Source organism: Microcystis viridis FACHB-1342, from assembly GCF_014698335.1.
Taxonomy (GTDB): domain Bacteria; phylum Cyanobacteriota; class Cyanobacteriia; order Cyanobacteriales; family Microcystaceae; genus Microcystis; species Microcystis ichthyoblabe_A.
Genome location: NZ_JACJSV010000004.1, coordinates 1 through 23452 on the forward strand (window position 1 = coordinate 1; position 23452 = coordinate 23452).

Below are 23452 nucleotides of genomic sequence, written 5' to 3' on the forward strand. Positions count from 1 at the left end.
AATCTTAAAAGATTGTCAGGAGTTTCCAAGTAAATAATCCAGTTAATCCTAAAATCCCGTTAATCTTGGTTTAGACTTCTTTGTGAGGATACAGAAGGATTATAGGGCGATGCAGAAGAGTTGTAGGACAATACAGAAAGATTGTAGGACAATGCAGGACTTAAACGCTTTAATGGGGCGTAGTTGCGATTGGGTGCGGGTTTATTTGCACAATCCTAATTCTGGCGTTAAGGAGGAGGATAGACATTTGTGTGATGGGATTGGGGGTAAATCGTCAGTATCAGGATTTTGAGGATTAGAGGATTTTCAGGATGCTCAATCTTAAAAGATTGTCAGGAGTTTCCAAGTAAATAATCCAGTTAATCCTAAAATCCCGTTAATCTTGGTTTAGACTTCTTTGTGAGGATACAGAAGGATTATAGGGCGATGCAGAAGAGTTGTAGGACAATACAGAAAGATTGTAGGACAATGCAGGACTTAAACGCTTTAATGGAACGTAGTTGCGATTGGGTGCGGGTTTATTTGCACAATCCTAATTCTGGTGTTAGGGAGGAGGATAGGGGTTTGTGTGATGGGATTGGTGAGGAGAAGTGATAATATAGTTACATATTATGGAGATTTAGAGAAGAAAATGATCTTACTCAATTATTGTGAAAAAGCTTTACAAAAAGCACAATACAAAAGGCTAAATGACGGTACTTGGTTTGCTGAAATAGAAGGCTTTCAAGGCGTTTGGGGAAATGGATTGACCGTTGAAGAATGCCGTCAAGACTTACTAGAAGTTCTAGAAGAATGGATCATTTTAAAATTACAAGATGGCGACCCTTTACCTATCATAGATGGATTAGAAATTAAAGTTACAACAGTTGCAGAAGTTTAGTTATGCCATCAGCAATTTCTCGAAGAAAATTAATCAGAAAATTGAAAGCTTTAGGTTACGCAGGGCCTTTTTCTGGTAGTAAACATCAATTTATGAAAAAGGGTCAACATAAAATTCGCATCCCTAACCCTCATGGAAATCAAGAAATCTCTATAGATTTAGTTAAGGAAATTCTCAAACAAGCGGGTATTAGTGATGAAGAATGGGACAACAGTTAAACAGTATTGGTTATATATTTAGGATTTGATCTTTATGATTCTTTTCATATCGCTTGCGCTGAATATGCTAGAATAGACGTATTGTTAACCACCGATGACAGATTACTGAGAAAAGCCATAAAATACAGTAAATTATTGCAAGTAAAATTAGCAGAATTAAATATCTTAACCAATTAAAAAAGCGAGAAAGTATTAGCAACCCTTCTCGCTTTATTATAACTAAACCAACGCCTCCACAGCTTGCGGAACTACTGCCGTCTCAGTTGTGGTATTTTCCCCTAGGTAAATTCCCAAAGAACGGGCTGTTTTGACGATAAAACCATCAGGATCCACGGGATAGGCACAGCGATGCTCTTGATGACATTGTTTGATAATTTTGATCACTGGTTTCAGGGGCAAACTACGCACTTGTCCCCCGCGCCAAATCACCACGCGATCGAGTTTTCCCTGTTCGATTAATTCTACGGCCTTAATGCCGAAAGCCGTGGCTAACAGTCGATCCATGGCCAAAGGAGGACGACTTCTTTGCAGGTGTCCCAAAGACATGGCCCGCACATCCATGGAATTGAGATAACAGAAGACGGGATCGGTAACGCACAAAGAGCGAGTTTTGTCAAATATTAATTTTTCTAAATAATCGGCAATATACTTCTCTTTTTGGTTATCTTCGTTTTTAACACCCTCAGAAATCACAATGAGAGCGAATTTACGACCTTGAGCGCGTAATTCTGCCAAATGGCGACAACAACCGTCGATAATTTCGGGAGTGAGAGCCGGGGTTAATTCGGGAATAAAAATCGCATCGGCCCCCCCGGCAATTCCGGCATGAAGAGCTAAATGACCGGCATCTCTACCCATCACCTGCACAATCATCACCCTTTCGTGACTAGCGGCGGTAAAGGTGAGATCATACAAAGCTTGAGTAACGATATCGACGGCAGTGGTAAAACCGACGGACCATTCCGTATAGGGAACGTCATTATCGATGGTTTTGGGAACCGCGATAATATTCCAGTTGCCTTTCTGGGCGAGATCGTAGATGATATCGATGCTCCCATCGCCCCCGACGACGATCAGGGCATCTAATCCCAGCATTTCGTATCCTTGCAGGATTTTCGTGGCAATTTCTGGGTTTTCGGGATGTCCTTTGCTCAAAGAACCCAAAACACTACCACTAAGAAACTGCAAAACGTCTAATCCTTTCAAGACCCCGGGTAGGTTATAGCCATGCTGAGTCAGGATCAAATCTTGGGGGTGATATTTTCCCTCGGCAATCTGCATAAAACCGTCGGTCCCGTAGGGAATGCCGTACACATCCCAACCCTTGAGTTTTGATGATTTCACCACGGCACGAATTACCGCGTTTAACCCCGGGCAATCGCCACCACTGGTAAGAATACCGATTTTTTTCTTTTGATTCTCGTTCATAGTTATATCCTCCTGGATTTTTTTGTCAGTTATCAGTTATCAGTGATCAGATGTAAGTTTTCAGTTTTCAGTTAAGTAGCTGGTTATAATTAAATTAAAAATCGATTTTAGGTTCGATCCCCCCTGCCCCCCTTGATAAGGGGGGTGCCGATCCCCCCTGCCCCCCTTGATAAGGGGGGTGCCGATAGGCGGGGGGATCCCCCTTGATAAGGGGGGTGCCGATCCCCCCTGCCCCCCTTGATAAGGGGGGTGCCGATCCCCCCTGCCCCCCTTGATAAGGGGGGTGCCGATCCCCCCTGCCCCCCTTGATAAGGGGGGTGGCTGATAATTTTTAACGCCTACCTACTTAAGTTTTCAGTTCACTGATTACTGATTACTGTTTACTGGACGGCTACGCCGTGCCTTTGGCAACACTGAAAAAAGCTCCCCACTTCCCACTTTTATTTACTGGTGGTTTGAAAACGTTTCCAAACAGGTTCGTAACTTTGCAGAGCTTTCATGTACTGTACCCGTTCAAAAGCAGTCGGATCTGGGCAATTCATTTGACTCATACTGCCAATTAACTGCTCGATCGATTCGTACTCATTTTCTTCCAACCAATGCAATAAACCCTGTTCGATCTTGGTAATTTCCTCCAAACCGTGGCGTAATAAAACACTAACTAACATGGTCGCTTTTGCCCCTACCATCATCATTTTGATCACGTCGATGGCGTTATGAATACCACTGGTAGCGGCAAAATCCGTCGCTACACGACCGTAAAGCATGGCAATCCAGCGCAGGGGTAAACGCATTGCTTGGGGATTACTGAGGATAATATTAGGGTGAACATCCAAGGTGTCTAAGTCGATATCCGGCTGATAGAAACGGTTAAATAATACCAACCCATCGGCCCCTGCTTCCGCTAATTGTTTAGCCATATTGGCCGTATTGCTAAAGTAGGGACTTAACTTCATCGAGACGGGAATTGATACCTCCGATTTGACAATTTTGAGGATATCAATATAGTTTTGTTCGACGTGATTTCCGGTTAATTCTAGGTCGTTGGGAACATAATAAACATTCAACTCCAAAGCATCAGCGCCCGCTTGTTGAATTTGAATGGCATACTCCAACCATCCCCCAGAGGTCTCACCGTTGAGACTGGCAATAATGGGAATATCGACCATTTCTTTGGCTTTGCGAATATGGTTGAGATATTCGTCGGAACCAACGTGAAAAACCTCTGGTTCGGGAAAATAAGTCAAAGCTTCCGCAAAACTCTCGGCTCCGTGGGTAAAATGATGGTGTAGAGCCAGTCTTTCGTGTTTAATCTGCTCCTCGAAAAAGGAGTGTAAAACCACGGCAGCGGCTCCGAAGTCTTCCATTCTCTTGATATTGTCGATATCCTCGCTCAAGGGTGCGGCCGCACCGATGACTAGCGGCGATCGCAATTGCAAACCCATGTAAGTAGTGTGTAGATTCATAACTATTCGTTGCTCCCTGTACCTTTTGCTGCTAAATACTGATACATTTGCCAGCGCGTATCCACATCTGCTTGTGCTTCTTTGAGCAGACGTTTAGCTTCCTCCGGCTTACTGGTGGCCAACATCTTAAAGCGATTCTCCGAGTAGAGAGTTTGCGCTACGGTAAGCTTAGGCGCACGGCTGTCCAATTGTAGGGGATTTTTGCCTTCTTTAGCTAAATCGGGATGATAACGGTACATTAACCAGCGACCGCTTTCCACCACTTCTTTTTGATGGTTCATGGCGGTGGTCATGTTGATCCCGTGAGCAATACAGTGAGAATAGGCGATAATTAACGATGGCCCGTTATAAGCTTCCGCTTCTAGGAAAGCTTTGATAGTTTGCTCGTTTCTTGCCCCCATAGCCACGCTGGCCACATAGACGTTACCGTAGGTCATGGCCATTAAACCGAGGTCTTTTTTCGGGCTGGGTTTGCCACCAGAAGCAAATTTAGCTACGGCGGCGCGAGGAGTAGCTTTCGAGGACTGGCCGCCCGTATTCGAGTAAACTTCCGTATCCATGACCAAAATATTCACATTGCGACCACTGGCTAAAACGTGATCTAAGCCACCATAACCGATGTCGTAGGCCCAACCGTCACCCCCGACAATCCAGACACTTTTCTTGACCAGATAATCGGCCACGGATAACAACATTTTCACCTGCGTGGTCGGGGTTAACTGCCCTAAACGGGATTTTAGGGCCTCTACCCGATGCCGTTGTTCGTAAATTTCCGCTTCATCGACTTGGTGACAATTGAGAATATCTGCCGCTAGACTTTCTCCGATTTCACTAGCGAGGGTTTGTAACAGTTCGGCAGCAAATTCTGCCTGTTTATCGATGGAAACTCGGAATCCTAAGCCAAATTCGGCATTATCTTCAAAGAGGGAATTCGACCAGGCCGGCCCGCGACCTTCGGCGTTAACTGCCCAGGGTGTTGTCGGTAAATTACCTCCGTAGATAGATGAACAACCGGTGGCATTAGCCACTATCATGCGATCGCCAAATAGCTGACTGACTAATTTAACGTAGGGAGTCTCACCACAACCGGCACAAGCGCCAGAAAACTCAAAGAGAGGTTCCTGCATTTGCTGATGGTTAATTTTATTGAGATTTAGGCTTAATCGGTCTGGATTAGGCAAATTAAGGAAGAAATCCCAGTTAACTCGTTCCTGTTCCCGCAGGGGCAGTTGGGGAGCCATATTAATCGCTCTTAGACGTGGTTGCGATTTGTTTTTAGCGGGGCAAACATCAACGCAGAGACCGCAACCGGTACAATCTTCGGCGGCCACTTGGATGGTGAATTTTAGCCCTTTCCAGTCGTGATCCTTGGCATTAGCGACTTTAAAGGTTTCTGGAGCGGTGGCTAATTCGACCTCATCATAGACTTTCGAGCGAATAACGGCGTGGGGACAAACAAGAACGCATTTACCGCACTGAACACAGACATCTGCATCCCAAACGGGTATTTCTTGGGCAATATTGCGTTTTTCCCATTGGCTAGTGGCGGTGGGATAGGTCCCATCGTTGGGAAGGGCGCTAACGGGTAGTTGATCCCCGTGACGGGCGATAATTTTGCCGAGGACTTCTCGGACGAAAGCAGGTGCGGTGTCGGGAATTGGGGGTCTTAATTCAAAAGCTTCGGGGGTGACAGTGGCGGAAATTGGCACTTGATAGAGATGTTCTAGGGCAGAATCGACGGCTTTAATGTTCATCTGCACGATTTCTTCGCCTTTCTTGCCGTAGGTCTTGCGGATGGCTTTTTTAATTTGTGCGATCGCATCTTCCCGCGACAAAACTCCCGCTAGGGCAAAGAAACACACCTGCATAACGGTATTAATCCGGCTGCCCATCCCCGCTTCTTTGGCTACTTGAGTCGCATTAATCGTATAAACTTGCAGATTTTTGTCGATGATAGTTTGCTGGAGATTGCGGGGTAGGTGACTAAATACCTCCTCCGGTGGATAGGGACTATTGAGTAGAAAAATTGAGTTCGATTTAGCGGTTTCTAGCAGATCAAATTGTTCGACAAATTCCCACTGATGACAGGCGATAAAGTTAGCATCGGTGATTAAATAGGTAGAGCGAATCGGCTCCGAACCAAAGCGTAGGTGAGAAACGGTGACGGAGCCAGATTTTTTGGAATCATAGACGAAATAACCCTGGGCATAATTATCAGTATCTTCACCGATAATTTTAATTGAATTTTTGTTAGCTCCCACCGTACCATCGGAACCTAAACCGTAGAAAACTGCCCGCACTACTTTGTCTGGTTCGGTGGAAAAACTGCGGTCATATTCCAGACTGGAAAAGGTAAGATCGTCAACGATACCAATAGTGAAGTGATTTTTCGGTTTGTCGAGACTTAAGTTATCAAATATACCAGCAACCATAGCTGGAGTAAATTCTTTGGAAGATAAACCGTAGCGTCCTCCGACAATTTTCGGCAGCTTGCCTTCGTACTCTTCCATAAAGGCATTTACCACGTCTAAATATAGCGGATCGCCCCCAGCACCGGGTTCTTTACAGCGATCTAAAACGGCTATTTTTTTCACTGTGGTGGGCAAAGCTGCCAGTAATTTTTCGGCGGCAAAAGGACGATAGAGACGAACTTTTAAAACCCCAACTTTAGCCCCATTTTGATTGAGATAATCCACGGTTTCATGGACGGTTTCCCCTCCCGATCCCATTAACATAATCACTCTTTCGGCATCGGGCGCACCGTGGTATTCATAGAGATGGTATTGCCGTCCTGTTAATTGGGCAAAACGATCCATAATTTTTTGAGTGATATCGGGACAAGCATGATAGAAAGGATTGACGCTTTCCCTTGCCTGGAAATAAACATCGGGATTTTGTGCCGTGCCTCGTAACACCGGTCGATCGGGAGTTAAAGCTCTTTGACGATGGGCAATAATTAGGTCTTCATCTATCAGTTCTTTGAGAATTTCATCGCTAATTAATTCGACTTTTTGCACCTCATGACTGGTACGAAAACCATCAAAAAAGTGTAGGAAAGGAAGCCGCGTTTCTAGGGTGGTAGCTGTGGCGATTGCTGCCAGATCATGAGCTTCTTGAACGGAATTAGCCGCTAACATAGCCCAACCCGTACTTCTGGCAGACATGACATCACTATGATCCCCAAAAATTGACAACCCTTGGGCTGCTAAAGCACGGGCCGCCACATGGACTACTGAAGAGGTTAATTCCCCCGCAATTTTGTAGAAGTTGGGGAGCATTAATAATAATCCCTGCGAGGAAGTGAAAGTAGTAGTTAAAGAGCCTGTTTGTAGCGCTCCGTGCAGGGTTCCCGCTGCCCCACCTTCGCTCTGCATTTCGATTACGGAAGGAATGGTTCCCCAGAGATTAGCTCTGCGTTCGGCTGCCCAACTATCGGACCATTCACCCATAGGCGAGGAGGGAGTGATAGGATAAATAGCGATTACTTCACTGAGACGATAGGCAACGCGTGCAACAGCTTCGTTACCGTCTATGGTTGCATAGGTTTTTGTGGTCATGTGTTCCCCTTAGTTTTTACGATATTTGTCGGGATTTTAAGTTTTTTTACGGCTCAATTTCGCACTAAATATCCTCTCGTTTCCCTGACAACCGAAGGATTTTCTTTGAGCGTCGCTTTTGACTCCCTATCTACTATTGGACGCTTACGGCAGACAGGCTTAAGTAGAGCAATTTTTCTGTCTCCACCTCGATCATTATCCAGATTCTCGGCTTTCTAGCAATTCGTTATTTTTTCTTAATACGCTGCTGAGTTTGCCAGCAACCGACCCTGGGATTAATTAATATTCAGAATTGAGATAAAAATTAATGATACTTTTAAAAAAAAAGTGCTAGGTCAGAAGATAAGCTGTTGACTATCTAAATTACTCGTTAAGACTGCATGGGAGCAGGGAGAAGGAATTATGAATTATTAATTAGGGTTTGCGGCAAAAAGTTTTTCGGTGGTGGCAGGGTGTGGGGTGTGGGGTGTGGGGTGTCGGAAGAATAAATAGAAATAATCCCCTGTCTCGGAGTCTCCTGTCTCGGAGTCTCCTGTCTCGGAGTCTCCTAACCAAGCACGACAATTTTTGATTTTTGCAAGAGATCTAATAACCAGTTGATTTAGTCAGCCGATGAAGTTAAGATGTACTAGGTTAAACACAAATGAACTAAAGTACAAATTATCTTAACCCAAGGATAGGAAAATAGATCATGACTAACCTCGAATCCCTTACTCAAGCGCAACAGGAGTTGTACGACTGGCTAATTGAGTACATTCGCACTACTCAGCACGCCCCTTCCATCCGGCAAATGATGCGAGCGATGAATTTACGCTCTCCCGCACCGATTCAAAGCCGTTTAGAACGTTTACGCGCCAAAGGCTATATTGATTGGACAGAAGGAAAAGCACGCACCCTGCGGATTCTCAAACAACCAGTGCAAGGTTTACCGGTTCTGGGTGCGATCGCTGCTGGTGGTTTAGTGGAACCCTTCACCGATGTGGAAGAAAAACTCGATCTTTCTAACCTGTTGCAACGCAGTCAAGACTGTTATGCTCTGCGGGTTTCCGGAGACAGTATGATCGAGGACCATATTGCCGATGGGGATCTGGTGATTATGCGTTCTCTCACAGGCAATGAAGGGGTGTCCAATGGGGAAATCGTCGCCGCTAGAGTCGAAGGCCACGGTACTACTTTAAAACGTTTCTACCAAGAAGGCGAAATCATCACTCTCCAACCCTCCAATCAAAAATATCAACCAATTACAGCCAATACTGAACAAGTACAGGTGCAAGGGGTTTTGGTTGGTGTTTGGCGCGGTTATTAGCCAAAACTGGGGCGCACTTAAGCGCCCCGATCATTTTTCCTCTCCTTGGCTACTGGAAAAGAATCGGGTTGGCAAACTAGGATAATATAAGGGTTTTAGCCTATCCCGCACTCAGGTGTTTTAACTTTTATGCCCAAAAAACAGAAGTATCCCCATCTCTTGGGGTCAAAATGGACGGCAAAACAAAAAACATGGGGCTGGCGACATTTTCAAGTGGTCAATCGTCAAAATCGCGGTCAATGGGTTTTTGCCGAATTAGTCGCTTCCTGCGATCCGACTGTCCGCTTCTGGATTAATGCTAAACAGTTGCAAGACGCGAATCTCTGGCAATCAGGTTGGCAAACCCTAACGGAAATGAACCAACCCGACAGCGCCGACGAGATTATTGTAAATTAAATGCAGTACAGCCTATTACTGTTCCATAAAAGTCCGCACCGTACCATCAGAACCAAGAACTAGACGCAATTGAGGATTACCAGAGATATCGAGGGGAGACACGAAAGGTTGATTGAGCAGGGGCATATTAGTGCGATCGAGATAGATTTTCGCCGCCTGTCCCAGGGGAATAATCTGTTTTAGGGAACCATCCTGATTTAAGACCAAACGGTACTCTAGAGTATGCTTGAGACTTTCCGGGGGTTGCCAACGGGACTGAAAATATTCTCTGGTTTCTGCCACTTGGGGAATTGTATCTAGTAAGTTCGTCTCTGGGGCTTTAGCGGTACTTGTGGATGGTTTGGGGTCTAAATTGACATTTTCGGGGTTAACAGGGCTTAGAGGCGGTAAATTGGGCAATTTTGGCGGTGCTGGACTCGGATTCATCGTGGTGGGGGGGACATCTGCCAGTGCATTTGTACCCTGAGCGCCAGTGACGGGGGGGGCAGTAATCGGGATGTTCTGATTATTCGGTTCAATTATGATCGCCGTGCCGCCGGGAAGCGAACCTGTGACTGGTGGCGGCGGTAAAGTGGACGGCGGAATCACCAGGGGGACGCTAGAGGGACGAACTGGGGCTGGAACGGTTCCCACGGGCGGCGGTGGCGGTAAAGGGGTTTTATTGCCCAAATTTGCCGGTAACTGCGGGTTTGGGGCGGCTGTTCCCGTGGGGGGTAAAGGCAGCGTTGGCAAGGGTTGGGGAATCTTGGCACTATTGGGATCGCTGGTTAAATCATTATTGGCCACTTGTTGCTGTTGATAAAATGCGATCGCTATTCCCCCGATAGTTATTAGGGCTGAGGCGATTAATCCCGTCCAGATCAGGGCATTTTTTCGAGTTTTCTGGCGAATTAATGGGGGTATTAGGGGGCTTTCATGGTTATACTCCCCTAAAGCATTGGCTAGATCGAATAATTGCGACGTGGTTAATTCGATCTCCTGTTTATCCTGATCGGTTAGCAGGGAACCTAAAAATAATTGATGCTGCAGAAGTCCCTGACAACGGAGAGAGGGTAAGGAGGGGAGATGACTTTCGGGGGAACCACTAGCCACGAAAGAGAGGGTAGAAACGGGACTAGAGAGTAAATTCTGCACATAATTAGCGACAATTTCCCCTAGGAGTTGTAATTGTGTGCGATCGCCTTTGATTGTCACCTGTTTTTCCTCACTCAATCTAGGATCATCAAAGCGCAATTGAAAGTGGGCATCGTTTAAGACATTTTTACCTAACCAAACCGCTAGAGGCGAACTATTTCCCCAAATTTCTAGGGTACAGGTGGGAGGTGTATATTTGCGAATTAGATTACTCATTTTTAGTTATCGGTGGGAATTATAAATTATGAATTATGAATTATGAATTATGAACTGGGAAGCTTTTTTTCAGTGTTGCCAAAGGCACGGCGTAGCCGTCCAGTAAACAGTAAACAGTAATCAGTGAACTGAAAACTTACATCTGATAACTGATAACTGATAACTGATAGGCTTTTTACTTTTTACTTGCCAAAAGGGTGTGCCAAAGAAGGAGATGACTGCGGGGGCTGCTGTAGAACAATAAATCGATTAATAATTTCCAAGCTAGGGAAGTTAGGCTAGAATCAATGAGATTATTTTCCGATATTTCTGGGTATTTTAAGCGAAAATTATCAATATAATTGCCCAAAAGTGTGGTTTTAACTGGTTCTTCTCCTTGAGTTCCCACTTGTTCCAAGAGAATTACAGCGCGACGGATTAACTCTTGCTTTTTTTGGGCCAAATGACAGAGGAGGAGAACTAGAGAACGGATGTCCGCGAGGGAAAGTTTTGACTGGGGTTGCCAGTGGTGGGCAACTAGGCGATCGCTTGTATCTGCATCTAAGGCTAATTCTTGGGCTGCTTGGGTGATAGACTCGGAGTCTAAATTAGCTAGAGAGACTAAAGCCGCCAAAATCAGGTTTAAATAGCTATTAATACTCTCTAACTGCTCGTTACTGGGTGAGATAGCTAGGGGTAAATCCTCACCCGTGGAGGACTCGGCAGACTGAGGCATAGTCAAGGACATAGATAAAAGGAATTGCCAGCAGAAAAACTTGGGTTTAGGAGAAAAAATCACTGGTTCTAAAGTGTCATAATAATTGAGATTGTTCTTTTCTTGCACGTCCGCTCACCGATTGCCTCCCACCCAATGAGTTTAGAATCCGCTACCGATGAAGTCATTAAGCAAAATTTAGAACAATTTCTAATTGTTTTGTCCGTTTCCCTGAGTGTGGCCACGGTTTCGAGGATTTTTAGCTGGTTTCGCCAAATTCCTTACACCCTATTGTTAGTGATAGTCGGTTTAGGTTTAGCCTTCATCGATATCCGTCTGGTGAACCTATCCCCCGAACTGATTCTAGAAATTTTTCTGCCCCCTTTGCTATTTGAAGCCGCTTGGAATACGCGCTGGCGAGATCTGAAGGATAATTGGATTCCCGTCAGTCTTTTCGCTATTGTCGGCGTAATTATCTCGATTTTCGGGGTTGGTTTTACCCTAGATGAATTGACCAATTTACCCCTATTTACGGCATTATTAGTGGGTGCAAGCCTTTCTTCTACGGATCCCGTCGCTGTTGTCGCTCTTTTTCGCGAATTAGGGGCCAGTAAAAAACTCACCGTGCTTTTGGAAGGGGAAAGCTTATTTAATGATGGGGTCGCTGTGGTCGCTTTCGCTCTTTTGGTGGAAATTCCCCTCGGTGCTAGTGGTCTATCCTTAGAGACAACCATTAGCCGGATTGCCGCTTTTATCGGTATCGGGGTGGCAGTGGGTTGTTTAGTGGGTTTTGGTATTTCCTATCTGACTCAACGTCTGGATTTACCCCTAGTGGAACAGTCTTTAACTCTTGTGTCCGCCTACGGTGCTTATTTATTAACCGAGGAGTTCGGGGGTTCGGGGGTAATCGGAGTGGTGACTACGGGGATTATTTTGGGTAATTTTGGCTCTAGAATCAGCATGAGTCCCCGTACGAGGCTATTAGTCACGGAATTCTGGGAGTTTCTCGCTTTTTTTGTCAATTCGATCGTTTTTCTCCTCATCGGCGATCAGATTCGTCTCTCCAGTTTAGCCGATAATCTCAATTTAATTTTTATCACGATCGCTGCCGTAGTGGCGGCCCGTTTTCTGGCTACCTTTGCCTTGGCAACTGTTAGTAATGCCTTGATGGAAACTAAAATTAATTGGCGGGAAAAAACGGTTTTATGGTGGGGAGGTTTGCGCGGTTCCGTTTCTATTGCCCTAGCTTTAAGTGTGCCGGTTATTTTTCCCAATCGTCAGGATATCATCGATATCGTCTTCGGAGTTGTTCTCTTTACCCTGTTGGTTCAGGGATTAACTATTCAAACTTTCCTATCGAGATTAGACTTGATCGGTGATCAACCAATTCGAGAAAACTATGCAGAACTTTTAGCCCGACGGGTAGCTTTAAAAAGGGTTTTAGACTATCTTTCTAAGTTAGATAAATCTCCCGATGTTGCCCCCGAATTCTTTAGTTATGAGCAGCATCTCGTCAAAGAAAAGTTAAAGACCGTAGAAGCGGAAATACAATCTCTCAACGATAGTTATCCCCAATTACAGCTATTGACAATGGAACAACTTCGGGAAACCCTCCTAGATATCGAAGCTGATACCTACGCTGAATTTATTCGAGCCGGCCGTTTAACTAGCAATTTATCCCCCGTCCTTCAAGAAATTCTCGCTGAAAGTAAAATTACTGATCAGTAGGACTATTTTGGGGTACATACCTGAACTTTCCCCGTATAAATATACGGCTCATCTGAGTTCAGTATGCTAAAGATCGAAGACAAATTTCTCAAACAGTTTTCACACAACTATTTGGACTCTTGATAACCGTCCTATTGGATTTTAGGCTCTGTAATCTTGGGCAAGAGAGGGATTGAGTTTTTATAAATTTATAGATAACCTACTAAACTAGGATGAGTCCATTGGTATGGGAGACGATAGTTTCGATCGATACCGACTCCACAGACTATCTTGGCTTATCCTTTACTAAAGTTCTTCAGCCAAAGCTAAGACACGCTGATATAGCTGGGAACTGACACGAAAACCAGCTTGGCTAATCAAGGTATCCATAACAGGTTGAACTTGAGGGATGAGGCTTCTTTGTTTGGCAACGAGCAGAATGCCCAGAATACCAATGATAGACAGCCCTAGCCGCAGGGCTTCTTGCCGCCCCAAGCGTTCATCAATGAGCAGATCATCAGCTTGTAGCTCAAGGGCCAAGGCTATGGCATTCGCTTCTCCAGCATCCAATCCTCGTTCTTGCTGAAGCTGGTTAACGAGTTCGGAGTTGGTGAGGGGTTGGGGTTGAATCCAACCGACTTGGAGAATGGCTGGAATGATGGGATTGCTTGCGGCTGCTAGTTCCCTAGCAACAACGTCTGGAATGATAACGGTTTGGTAAATTGACTCTAGCAACCAGAGATGATCGATAATCGCTAGATTGGCAAGGGCGGAGGTATCGCTGACGACGATCATAGCCAGCCTCGATCGCGCAGATGTTGAACATCCTGCTCAAAGTCTTCTACATCGTAGTGAACACAAATACCGCGATCTGCCAACAGTTTTTGAAAGTCCATGACTTCCATCCCGGCAATTTTACTGGCGCGACTGAGGGAAATCCGCTCTTGCTGAAACAGCGCAATGGCAATCTCCCGGAGCCAGTCACCCTGGTTAAAGGTTTCGGCTTGGCTGAGGTTATCCGGTAGGTTTAGGGTAATTTGCATTGAGACATCCTCACGCGCTAATACTTACTTCTTCTAGCCTGCCATATCTCAGTTAAAGCTTTGGCTCTTCTGGTTTCTGTGTGGAAACGAGGTCTATACTGATAGAATATCCGTCAAAATAGTGCTGAAAGTCTTGCCCGATCAGCATTTCACGATTCCATAAGCAAAAATTATCAGACAAAATCGAGAAGAGCCATTAATTCTGTTGGGGTACTTAGAAAGGAATATCGTCTAAATTTTCCTCCACCGATGTGTCGCTAGGTTGCCAAGCGGAAGGATTAGAAAGTTCATAGGATGCGTCGTATTCGAAGTCCCCGGGGGAGACAGGTGCGACGGGTTTTTCCACCGGGGTTTTATTCGATTTGTGGGTATTGATTGGCACGACTTTTTCTGGAGTCGGGGCTGCCATTTCACCGCTACTCAGGCTGCCGTCAAGATGATAGAGATGACTAATGACTAATTCGGCCCGTTTTTCCTTAAAACCTTCGGGACGATCGATCGTCTGCATCGAGAGACGACCTTCTAAAATTACCCGATCGCCTTCATTATAGTTCTGAGCGACTTCTGAGGCTAAATTTCCCCAAGCTACGGCCCTTAAATTAGCTGGGGTTGCCTCGGCACGATTGGGGGAAAACTCGACTAACATTTGAGCGTAGGGAGTTTGATTATCTTGGGTATAACGTAATTCGGGACGACGGACAATTTTAGCCATTAAAATGCAACTGTTCATGGTCGAAAATCAGTCTGAATTTTTCTAATAGCACCATTGTACTGAAAAAGTACAATGATCACCACTGGGGAGGTTAGGGAATTTTATGGGACTCTGGTTAAGAAAAAATCTCTTTAACACTTGGTACAACGTCATCTTAACCCTTGCGGGTCTATTTCTCAGCCTCTGGGGTGGCTTAAGTTTTCTTGATTGGTCGATAAATCGGGCAAAATGGGCTGTAGTGACGGAAAATATCGGTTTATTCGTAGTCGGTCGTTATCCAGAACAGTCAATATGGCGGATTTGGCTGATTTTAACGATTATTGCGGCTTTATCACTGTTTTCTTGGCAATTAAACCGGGGTCGCTTCCCCAATTGCCCCGCTTTTCTCCAACGCTGGTGGGGATTGCTCTGGTTATTGACTTTACCTTTAATCGCTTGGTTACTATTGGGAGGATTATTTTTAAAGGCAATTCCCCTCGATGATCTCAGTGGTTTAATCTTAACTTTATTAGTAGCGATCGCCAGTATGATTTTATCTTTTCCCTTGGGGGTATTATTGGCCCTGGGGAGACAGAGTGAATTACCGGCAATTCGTTGGCTATCTATTGGTTATATCGAATTATTGCGCGGTTTACCTTTGTTGGGAATTTTATTCATGGCTCAGGTGATGTTACCTTTAATTTTACCCGCCGGGACCAGACCAGAACGGGTGATCAGAGCGATCGCCGGATTTACCCTTTTTGCGGCAGCCTATCTGGCCGAAAATGTTCGGGGTGGTTTACAAGCGATTCCCAAAGGTCAAATTGAAGCGGCCAGGGCTTTGGGTTTAAAACCGATTTTCGTTTTATTATTGATCGTTCTACCCCAAGCTTTAAAAGCGGTCATTCCCGCTATTGTTGGTCAATTTATCAGTTTATTTAAGGATACTTCTCTACTGGCGATCGTGGGACTGGTGGACCTCTTGGGTATGGCAGGATCGGTTTTAGCTAATCCGAAATTTATCGGCGATTATCCAGAGGTTTATCTATTTTTGGCGTTTATTTACTGGATTTTCTGTTATTCTATGTCCCTAGCCAGTCGTAGGTTAGAACAGCGTTGATTGGGGTGTGGGGTGTGGGGTGTGGGGTGTGGGGTGTGGGGTGTAGGGTGTAGGGCGTAGGGTGTAGGGTGTAGGGTGTAGGGTGTAGGGTGTGGGGTGTAGGGTGATGGGGTGATGGGGTGATGGGGTGATGGGGTGTGGGGTGTAGGGTGTAGGGTGTAGGGTGTGGGGTGTAGGGTGTGGGGATAATAAATAAAAATAATCTCCTGACTCCTGAATACTGACTCCTGAATACTGACTCCTGAATACTGACTCCTGAATACTGACGACCGGCTACTGATGACCGGCTACTAACCCCACCAACAGACTTATTCAGCACACCCTACCTGGCTTTTTGTCATAAATATTGATATGATTTAACAATCAGCAGCAATTTATGGTAAATATATTTATTTAGGAGAGCGAGAAAATGGCTGGATTCTTTGGCCTGTTTGGCAATAAGACGAAATACGTCGATGAACCGATGGATATGAGCGCACCGGAACCGAAAGAGGCTTTTTACTTGGAACCCGATGACGCTAAAACTCTCGGTAATATCGACTTTATGCGGACACCGATCACGATCCGACGTACTTTCCCGAAAACTGCCTCGAATAAAAAGGGTGGCGAATCGATTAAACAGATTTCTTCCATGGAAGTCAGCAAAGTCACCGATAACGGTATTGTGGCAAAATCGGCGACTTCCGAGGCTAATAGTAAGGCTAACGCTGCTAATGATAACGTTCGTCGCGCTAACGATGACAATATCAATCCTTTCCTGAAAATGGCCCGCGAAATCAAGAAATAGTATAGGGTTTGCTGAATAAATCTAAAAACCTTGTTGGGTAAAACTTTTAGACCTTTTGGCCATCAAAAAGTAATGGATATGGGAGTGATCGAGGGAAAAATCCCTGGACTTTTTCCCTGAAAATTAGGTAATTGACCCCCTCAAAATCGGTAAAACCCCACACCCCACACCCTACACCCTGCCCCCAGGAAAAACTTTTTCAGCAAACCCTAGTATAGTAAGGTGAGCATTGGCCACCCTTGATATCAAACTTTGGTGGGGAAAGCCCACCTTTTTTTATGACCATTATTAACGGAAAAACCAAGTTATTAGGCGTAATCGGCGATCCCATCGGCCATACTCTTTCTCCCCCCATGCACAATGCCGCTATCGATGCCTTGGGGCTAAATTATGTTTATCTTCCCCTACCGATCGCCCCGGAAAATTTGGCAACTGCGATCGCTGGTTTGTCCGCCATCGATCTACAGGGTTTTAGCGTCACAATTCCCCATAAATTAGCAATTATTCCCTTATTATCGCAAATTACGGAGAAAGCAAAGCTAGTAGGCGCAGTTAATACCGTCTGGCGCACGGAAACCGGCTGGCAGGGAACAAATACCGATGTGGATGGCTTTCTCGCACCCTTGAAATCCCTTGACAAAGATTGGAGTCAGGTGAATCCAGTTATTTTAGGCAATGGCGGCGCTGCCCGGGCGGTAGTGGTGGCTTGCGCCCAGTTGGGCTGTGGCGAAATTCATGTGGTAGGACGCAATCAAAAGAAATTAGATCCTTTTAAAGAAAGTTGGGCGAATACCAGCCTCTATGACCTCCTAGAAGTGCATGGCTGGGACGAATTAGAGGGGATGCTACCCACCACAGAACTCCTGATTAATTCTACCCCCATCGGAATGTCCCCCCAGGGCGAACAATCCCCAGTTGAGTTAGAATTATTAGACCTTTTGCCCTCATCGGCGATCGCCTACGATCTAATTTATAATCCCCGACCGACCAAATTTCTCCGGTTGGCCCAGACTAGAGGGATAAGAATTATTGATGGGTTAGAAATGTTAGTTAATCAGGGAGCGATCGCGCTAGAAATCTGGTTAGGTCAACCCGTCCCCGTCTCGGTCATGCGGGAAGCTTTGTTAAAACAATTCTAAATGCTAAAATCCTATTTCTGGCTTGATTTATGACCCCTTCTAGCTCCTTTTGGAAAACTCTGAATAACTCGATTCTAGTGCGCTATCTATTATTATTTGGTTGTGGCTGGAGTCTGATTATCTTAATTAACTATTTCTACGGGATAATCGCTATTTTTACTGGTTCAGCGATCCTGGCTGCTCTATTAAATTATCCCGTGGTTTGGTTATCTCGTTATCTACCGAGAGGACTAGCCATTGCTATTACCACCATAGTAGCTTTTATCCTCCTATTTAGATTAGTCACAGGCATAGGATTAGAAGCAGTTAGTCAGGGGAAAGGACTACTATTCAATCTTACCGATGCCTTGGGTCAACAAGATTTTTTACCCTTTAAAGACTTTCTCGATCGATTAGATTTGAATAAAATGGTGGGAACCCTACAAACTGGTTTAGCCACGGGTTTATCGATCGTACAGGGAGTTTTTTCCAGCGTCTTTACTGGCGTTTTCGGGGCGGTGATCAGTGTTTATATGCTCATCGACGGTGATAAACTCTGGCGAGGTTTTTTGCAGCTTCTCCCCCCAGCATACCGGGAGCGTTTTGCCAAGTCTTTTCGACAAAGTTTTCTGGGATTTATTCGCGGGCAACTGTTATTAATGCTCTTTTTATCGGTGACGAGTTTCTTAAGTTTTTCCCTATTGGGAATTCAATATGGGCTAATTTTAGCGGGTATTCTTGGTGTTATCGATGCTATACCGGGTATCGGGGCAACCCTGGGCATTTTGTTGGTAACTATCTTGACTTTTACCTCCCAAGGACTAACAATTGCCGTTAAAGCTTTTATTGTCTGTGTTGTCTTGGTACAAATTCAAGATAATATTATTCGCCCTAAAGTTATGGGCAATGCCCTAGAATTAAACCCGGTAATTTTATTTTTATCCCTCTTTATCGGCGAAAGAATTGCGGGATTATTAGGGGTTTTTCTCTCCATTCCTATCGCTGGGATGATTGCGATCTGGATCAGTTACGGGGAAGAAAAACCAATAACAGATTTAGAGGAAAATCAGTTAAAAGAAAGTCAGGAGAATTAAGGGCTGATCCCCAGTTTCTACTATACAATTAGGGAAATTTGTTATCTACAAAACTCGATCGCTACCTATGGAAAACCTAGATTTAAAGAAATCCTCACCCCTCTTACTTATCTCACCGTTTTTTCTCTGGGGAACAGCGATGGTAGCGATGAAGGGTGTTATCCCCCACACCACCCCCCTATTTATGGCGGCAATTCGCCTTGTTCCCGCCGGAATGTTAGTTTTAATGATAGCTTGGTTTTTAGGTCGTCCTCAGCCCAAAACCCTGCAAGCATGGTTATGGATTGCCCTTTTTGCTCTCATGGATGGCACTCTTTTTCAAGGTTTTCTGGCATTGGGATTAAATCGCACCGGGGCAGGGTTAGGATCGGTAATTATTGACTCCCAACCCCTAGCGGTGGCTTTAATGTCCAGTTGGCTATTTAAAGAAGTTATCGGTGTCTGGGGGTGGTTGGGATTGGGTTTAGGAATTGGGGGAATTAGTTTAATTGGCTTGCCCGATCAATGGTTTTATGACTTTTTTGGACAAAAAGCGGTAAATATTGACTTTAGCTGGCAGGAATTACTAAATAGCGGCGAAATGCTCATGCTTTTGGCTTCCCTATCCATGGCGGTGGGAACAGTCTTAATCCGGTTTGTCTGTCGTCATGCGGATCCCGTCAGCGCCACAGGATGGCACATGATTTTAGGAGGATTGCCGCTATTTTTAGCTTCAGGTTTCACCGAATCCCATCAATGGCAAAATGTAGATTTAAATGGTTGGTTAGCTTTAAGTTATGCCACTATTTTTGGTAGTGCGATCGCCTATGGAATATTCTTTTATTTAGCCGCCAAAGGCAATTTAACCAGTTTAAGTTCTTTGACTTTTTTAACTCCGGTTTTTGCCCTCACTTTCGGGAATTTATTCCTCGGTGAGATGTTAAGTGTATTGCAATGGGCGGGGGTATCTTTAACCCTTGTTAGTATTTATTTAATCAATCAAAGGGAAAAAATATCCCCACAAGTGCGGGCAATTTTTGCTAATCTTTCCTCACTTATACCCAAAAGCAACTAACTCAATCTTGAGATAATACAGTTAGTTTTTCTCCCGATGGATCGTATTTAAAAAAAGCTTCTACGCCATAACCGCAGCGATCGCTATTATGGCAGAAAGCGGCGACTAAACTACCGCAACGAAAACAACCAATTTGACAGTAAACCTCGTCTGGTTGCAGACAGGCAACGGCTAGATTGAGCAGGGGAAAGAGATTGCGATCGGGATAGGAGGCAGTTTTTTGGCTTAAAAGGGTTAATTGCTCGGAAATAGGGGACATTAAAGCCGATCCCCAATCCTGATACTGTTGGGGCAGTTTTTCTAAGAATTTCTGTAAATCCATGCTCTTGCAAAAGTGACGATCCTCACCCTTAATCATAGATCGTTATCTTCGGGATGAAGTCACTGCCTTAATTGTGGAAGAGTGCTAATCTAACTATTAGCCTATTAGCACAAGTAGAGGAGCTTCTAATATGCCCTACAAATGCTTCCAGATCAAATTTTGGGGAGTGCGGGGGAGCATTCCCTGTCCAGGTTCGGAAACCGTTCGTTATGGTGGTAATACTTCCTGTGTGGAGATGCAAGTCGGTAGAGAAAGATTAATTTTTGACGGTGGTACAGGGTTACACATCCTAGGACAGTCTTTGATGGCAGAAAGTCCAGCGAAAGCCCATTTATTTTTCAGCCACTCCCATTGGGATCATATTCAAGGTTTTCCTTTTTTTACCCCTGCTTTTATCAGGGGCAATACTTTTAAAATCTATGGGGTTCCCTCTCCCCAAGGGGCAACCTTAAAGCAAAGATTACACGATCAGATGTCACATCCTAATTTTCCCGTGCCTTTGCAGATTATGCGGGCTGATTTAGAATTTTATGATCTAGAAATGGGCGAAACCCTCCACTACGGCGATTTCACCGTCGAAACCCGTCCTTTAAATCATCCCGGGGAAGCGGTGGGTTATCGGGTAAATTGGCAGGGTTTATCGGCAGCTTATATTACCGATACCGAACATTTTCCTGATCGCCTTGATGATAACGTTTTGGCTTTAGCCCAGCAAGCGGATGTGATGATTATTGATGCTACCTACACCGATGAGGAATACAACGATCCTCAGTATTCTAAGGTGGGTTGGGGTCATTCCACTTGGCAACAGGCAGTCAAAATCGCCCAGGCAGCGCAAGTTAAGCAGTTAGTTCTATTTCATCATGATCCCGCCCATAATGACGATTTTCTTGATCGCATTGGGGAACAGGTAAGAAAGATTTTCCCTGAAACTATTCTCGCCCGGGAAGGCCTCTCGATCAAATTACGACCGGAAGGTTCTCGGATAGATGAAGCGTAACCTAAGTCACTGTTCCCACCATGAAGATAACTGCTGTAGATGGTCAACAGCTTATCTCCGTGGGCGGAGATAGGATAGAATGACATAACTTCATCTGGGATTTTCTCTGGTGCTATATTATAAAAATGTCCAATCAATCCTCACCTAACTCCACAGAAATACAAGCAATTTTTGATCAGATCGCTCCCGAATATGACCGCCTCAATCAGGAATTAAGTTTAGGATTACACCGTATCTGGAAATTAATGACAGTCAAATGGTGTCAACCCGAAAAAGGGGACTTTGCCCTCGATGTCTGTTGTGGTAGCGGCGACCTGACTAACCTATTATCAAAACAAGTGGGTAAAACCGGCCAAGTGATCGGACTAGATTTTTCCCCACAACAATTAAAAATCGCCCGTCAACGTTTTAGCGCCACTAATATTAACTGGATGGAAGGGGATGCCCTCAATTTACCCTTTGCCGATTCTAGCTTTGATTGTGCCACTATTGGCTATGGATTACGCAATGTGGTCGATATTGCCCAATGTTTGGGGGAATTATACCGAGTCCTCAAACCGGGTGCTACAGCGGCGATTCTGGACTTCCATCAACCCACCCAAACCATCGCCAAATTATTCCAAAACTGGTATCTCGATCATATCGTCGTTCCGGCTGCCGAGCGTTACGGTTTAACTGACCAGTACGCTTATATTAGTCCCAGTATCGATCGCTTTCCCATGGGCCCAGAACAGGTAAAATTAGGCTATCAGTCGGGATTTTCCAGTGCTGTTCACTATCCACTCCTAGCAGGACTGATGGGAGTGTTAGTCTTGAAGAAATAACCTACTGACATTTCCGTTTATTTTTTGCTGCTAAATTGAATCTCCCTACTCTTTGGACATGGATATTACCGCCGATCGCGGGGGCAATTATTGGCTATTTTACGAACGATGTAGCCATAAAAATGCTATTTCGTCCCTACAAGGCGATTTATATCGGTAAGCGTCCTCTTCCCTTCACCCCGGGGTTAATTCCTCGCAATCAAGATCGATTAGCTGTCCGGGTATCGGATACGATCATGGGTTCCCTGTTAACCCCCGAAGAACTACAAAAACTAGCTAAACGACTCCTCGACACGGAAAGGGTACAGGGGGCGATACTCTGGCTGTTACAATTAGCTTTAAAACAAATAAAAGGCGATCGGCAAGCAAAAACCGCCGAGATTTTGGCGGCGATTCTTCACGATTTATTCGGGGAATCTTTAGCGAAATTACTAAAAGTTTTAGCCCGACGGCAGGACTTTTTAGAAAAACAGATCAATCAAATTTTTGATCGCCTAGTCTTGGAATTTTCTCTCAGTGAACAACAGGCGCGACAATTCTCCGATTGGCTATTAGAAACTGTCTTACCTGCTGATGTTATCCGTCTAGCTTTAATCGATTTTTTAACCGATCGCAATATTCAAGTTATCGATGAAGGATTTCGGGAAAAAACCAGTGGAACCTATTGGGTAGTAGCCAATTTATTCGGTTTACGCAATGCTCTCGCTCGCTTACGCACTTTTTGCCTTGATGAAAAGGATTTAGCTAATACCAGAATCAAAGAATTATTACTATCTTTAGAGATGCGTAATCGTCTGAAAAACTGGTTACAAGGTATCTCTTTGCAAAATTTACCTATCTCCACCGTCAGACAATTGCGTAAAACCACTAGGGATACGGTGCGAATTTATATTCAAGAAAGTGGCGAACAATTTCTGCAAGATTTTGGACAAACGATCGACTGGGATCAAATCGCTAATTTAATTATTAATCGTCTGCAATCTTCGGAGTCAATGACTACATCATTAGGGGTAATTAGTCAAGAGTTAGCGTTAATTTTAGAGCGTTATCTAGAGGAAGATTTAGAGAAATTAGTCGCCCAAATTATCCCAATTCTCAACATCGATCAGGTAATCCGCGATCGGGTAAATGCTACTTCCCCTGCTGATCTGGAAAATGCTATTCAAGGCATTGTTAAACAGGAATTACAGGGAATTGTTAATCTCGGTGGTATTCTTGGTCTTCTAGTCGGACTAATGCAAACAGTTATTTTAATTGCACAGAATCCGGGGTAATAATTAGGGTCTGCTGAAAAAGTTTGTTGGTGGGGGCAGGGTGTGGGGTGTGGGGTGTGGGGTGTAGGGTGTGGGGTGTGAATTTTCCCCCTGAAAAAGCCTTAATCTAACAAGGTTTTTAGA

22 protein-coding genes and 1 pseudogene are annotated in these 23452 nt (G+C 44.7%); 13 read left to right on the top strand and 10 right to left on the bottom strand.

Annotation, left to right across the window (positions count from 1 at the left end):
* Positions 1-631: 631 nt before the first annotated feature.
* Together H6G40_RS02365 and H6G40_RS02370 are read left to right on the top strand one after the other, a co-directional pair.
* Positions 632-880 (top strand): type II toxin-antitoxin system HicB family antitoxin, encoded by a 249-nt coding sequence (locus tag H6G40_RS02365; RefSeq protein WP_002736552.1) that lies wholly within the window; start codon positions 632-634, stop codon positions 878-880.
* Positions 881-882: 2 nt separating this feature from the next.
* The gene (locus H6G40_RS02370) at positions 883-1098 is read left to right on the top strand and encodes a type II toxin-antitoxin system HicA family toxin (RefSeq protein WP_069474680.1); all 216 of its coding nucleotides are present in this window, start codon (positions 883-885) and stop codon (positions 1096-1098) included.
* 219 nt (positions 1099-1317) lie between these two features.
* Here H6G40_RS02370 and H6G40_RS02375 read toward each other — a convergent pair whose 3' ends face one another.
* The 3 genes from H6G40_RS02375 to nifJ form a co-directional block, all read right to left on the bottom strand.
* Positions 1318-2526 carry an ATP-dependent 6-phosphofructokinase gene (locus tag H6G40_RS02375; protein WP_069474679.1) on the bottom strand — a complete coding sequence of 403 codons (1209 nt, stop codon included), beginning with the start codon at positions 2524-2526 and terminating at the stop codon, positions 1318-1320.
* A gap of 440 nt (positions 2527-2966) precedes the next feature.
* Positions 2967-3992, bottom strand: coding sequence for a dihydroorotate dehydrogenase-like protein (locus H6G40_RS02380; RefSeq protein ID WP_002754321.1), 1026 nt, complete (start codon positions 3990-3992; stop codon positions 2967-2969).
* A 2-nt stretch (positions 3993-3994) separates the two neighbouring features.
* Positions 3995-7549: a pyruvate:ferredoxin (flavodoxin) oxidoreductase gene (gene nifJ / locus H6G40_RS02385; RefSeq protein ID WP_190537215.1), complete on the bottom strand. Its 3555-nt coding sequence runs from the start codon at positions 7547-7549 to the stop codon at positions 3995-3997.
* 691 nt (positions 7550-8240) lie between these two features.
* Between nifJ and lexA the strand changes: the two genes are divergently transcribed.
* Positions 8241-8855 (top strand): transcriptional repressor LexA, encoded by a 615-nt coding sequence (gene lexA / locus H6G40_RS02390; RefSeq protein ID WP_002737392.1) that lies wholly within the window; start codon positions 8241-8243, stop codon positions 8853-8855.
* A 129-nt stretch (positions 8856-8984) separates the two neighbouring features.
* Complete coding sequence (locus H6G40_RS02395; RefSeq protein WP_002737176.1) at positions 8985-9251, top strand: TIGR02450 family Trp-rich protein; 267 nt, start codon at positions 8985-8987, stop codon at positions 9249-9251.
* 15 nt (positions 9252-9266) lie between these two features.
* On the opposite strand, the gene H6G40_RS02400 is transcribed toward H6G40_RS02395, so the two are convergent.
* Positions 9267-10601: a DUF4335 domain-containing protein gene (locus H6G40_RS02400; RefSeq protein WP_069474677.1), complete on the bottom strand. Its 1335-nt coding sequence runs from the start codon at positions 10599-10601 to the stop codon at positions 9267-9269.
* 175 nt (positions 10602-10776) lie between these two features.
* A complete protein-coding gene (locus H6G40_RS02405) occupies positions 10777-11316 on the bottom strand; it encodes a DUF3038 domain-containing protein (protein WP_123230464.1) in 540 nt (179 codons plus the stop codon).
* A gap of 135 nt (positions 11317-11451) precedes the next feature.
* Between H6G40_RS02405 and H6G40_RS02410 the strand changes: the two genes are divergently transcribed.
* A complete protein-coding gene (locus tag H6G40_RS02410) occupies positions 11452-13023 on the top strand; it encodes a Na+/H+ antiporter (protein ID WP_123230458.1) in 1572 nt (523 codons plus the stop codon).
* Between the two features lie 285 nt (positions 13024-13308).
* Here H6G40_RS02410 and H6G40_RS02415 read toward each other — a convergent pair whose 3' ends face one another.
* The 3 genes from H6G40_RS02415 to H6G40_RS02425 all read right to left on the bottom strand — a co-directional run bounded on the left by H6G40_RS02415 (position 13309) and on the right by H6G40_RS02425 (position 14775).
* Positions 13309-13797 (bottom strand): PIN domain-containing protein, encoded by a 489-nt coding sequence (locus H6G40_RS02415; RefSeq protein WP_123230457.1) that lies wholly within the window; start codon positions 13795-13797, stop codon positions 13309-13311.
* Positions 13794-14045, bottom strand: a complete 252-nt coding sequence (locus tag H6G40_RS02420; protein WP_002754345.1) for a UPF0175 family protein — start codon at positions 14043-14045, stop codon at positions 13794-13796. The genes H6G40_RS02415 and H6G40_RS02420 overlap by 4 nt, the downstream gene beginning before the upstream one ends.
* A 214-nt stretch (positions 14046-14259) precedes the next feature.
* Positions 14260-14775, bottom strand: a complete 516-nt coding sequence (locus H6G40_RS02425; protein WP_123230456.1) for a single-stranded DNA-binding protein — start codon at positions 14773-14775, stop codon at positions 14260-14262.
* 85 nt (positions 14776-14860) lie between these two features.
* On the opposite strand from H6G40_RS02425, the gene H6G40_RS02430 reads away from it, so the two are divergent.
* On the top strand, positions 14861-15856 hold the full coding sequence (locus tag H6G40_RS02430) for an amino acid ABC transporter permease (RefSeq protein ID WP_069474673.1): 996 nt from the start codon (positions 14861-14863) through the stop codon (positions 15854-15856).
* Here the strand turns inward: H6G40_RS02430 and H6G40_RS02435 are convergent.
* On the bottom strand, positions 15819-16175 hold the full coding sequence (locus tag H6G40_RS02435; protein ID WP_002737710.1) for a hypothetical protein: 357 nt from the start codon (positions 16173-16175) through the stop codon (positions 15819-15821). The two genes, H6G40_RS02430 and H6G40_RS02435, sit on opposite strands and share 38 nt — an antisense overlap.
* A 90-nt stretch (positions 16176-16265) precedes the next feature.
* Between H6G40_RS02435 and H6G40_RS02440 the strand changes: the two genes are divergently transcribed.
* From H6G40_RS02440 to H6G40_RS02455, 4 genes are all read left to right on the top strand, one after another.
* Complete coding sequence (locus H6G40_RS02440; protein WP_002754350.1) at positions 16266-16643, top strand: hypothetical protein; 378 nt, start codon at positions 16266-16268, stop codon at positions 16641-16643.
* A 278-nt stretch (positions 16644-16921) separates the two neighbouring features.
* On the top strand, positions 16922-17782 hold the full coding sequence (locus tag H6G40_RS02445) for a shikimate dehydrogenase (protein WP_190537217.1): 861 nt from the start codon (positions 16922-16924) through the stop codon (positions 17780-17782).
* Positions 17783-17811: 29 nt separating this feature from the next.
* On the top strand, positions 17812-18855 hold the full coding sequence (locus H6G40_RS02450) for an AI-2E family transporter (protein WP_004156985.1): 1044 nt from the start codon (positions 17812-17814) through the stop codon (positions 18853-18855).
* 67 nt (positions 18856-18922) lie between these two features.
* Complete coding sequence (locus H6G40_RS02455) at positions 18923-19909, top strand: DMT family transporter (protein ID WP_004156976.1); 987 nt, start codon at positions 18923-18925, stop codon at positions 19907-19909.
* A gap of 4 nt (positions 19910-19913) precedes the next feature.
* Here the strand turns inward: H6G40_RS02455 and H6G40_RS02460 are convergent.
* Positions 19914-20231 (bottom strand): annotated as a pseudogene (locus tag H6G40_RS02460) (class I SAM-dependent methyltransferase); the annotation flags it as partial.
* Positions 20232-20361: 130 nt separating this feature from the next.
* Between H6G40_RS02460 and H6G40_RS02465 the strand changes: the two are divergent.
* The 3 genes from H6G40_RS02465 (at position 20362) to H6G40_RS02475 (ending at position 23329) form a co-directional block, all read left to right on the top strand.
* Complete coding sequence (locus H6G40_RS02465; protein ID WP_069474668.1) at positions 20362-21231, top strand: MBL fold metallo-hydrolase; 870 nt, start codon at positions 20362-20364, stop codon at positions 21229-21231.
* 125 nt (positions 21232-21356) lie between these two features.
* Complete coding sequence (gene ubiE / locus H6G40_RS02470; RefSeq protein ID WP_190537219.1) at positions 21357-22055, top strand: bifunctional demethylmenaquinone methyltransferase/2-methoxy-6-polyprenyl-1,4-benzoquinol methylase UbiE; 699 nt, start codon at positions 21357-21359, stop codon at positions 22053-22055.
* A 35-nt stretch (positions 22056-22090) separates the two neighbouring features.
* Positions 22091-23329, top strand: coding sequence for a DUF445 domain-containing protein (locus H6G40_RS02475; protein WP_002735083.1), 1239 nt, complete (start codon positions 22091-22093; stop codon positions 23327-23329).
* Positions 23330-23452 lie beyond the last annotated feature (123 nt).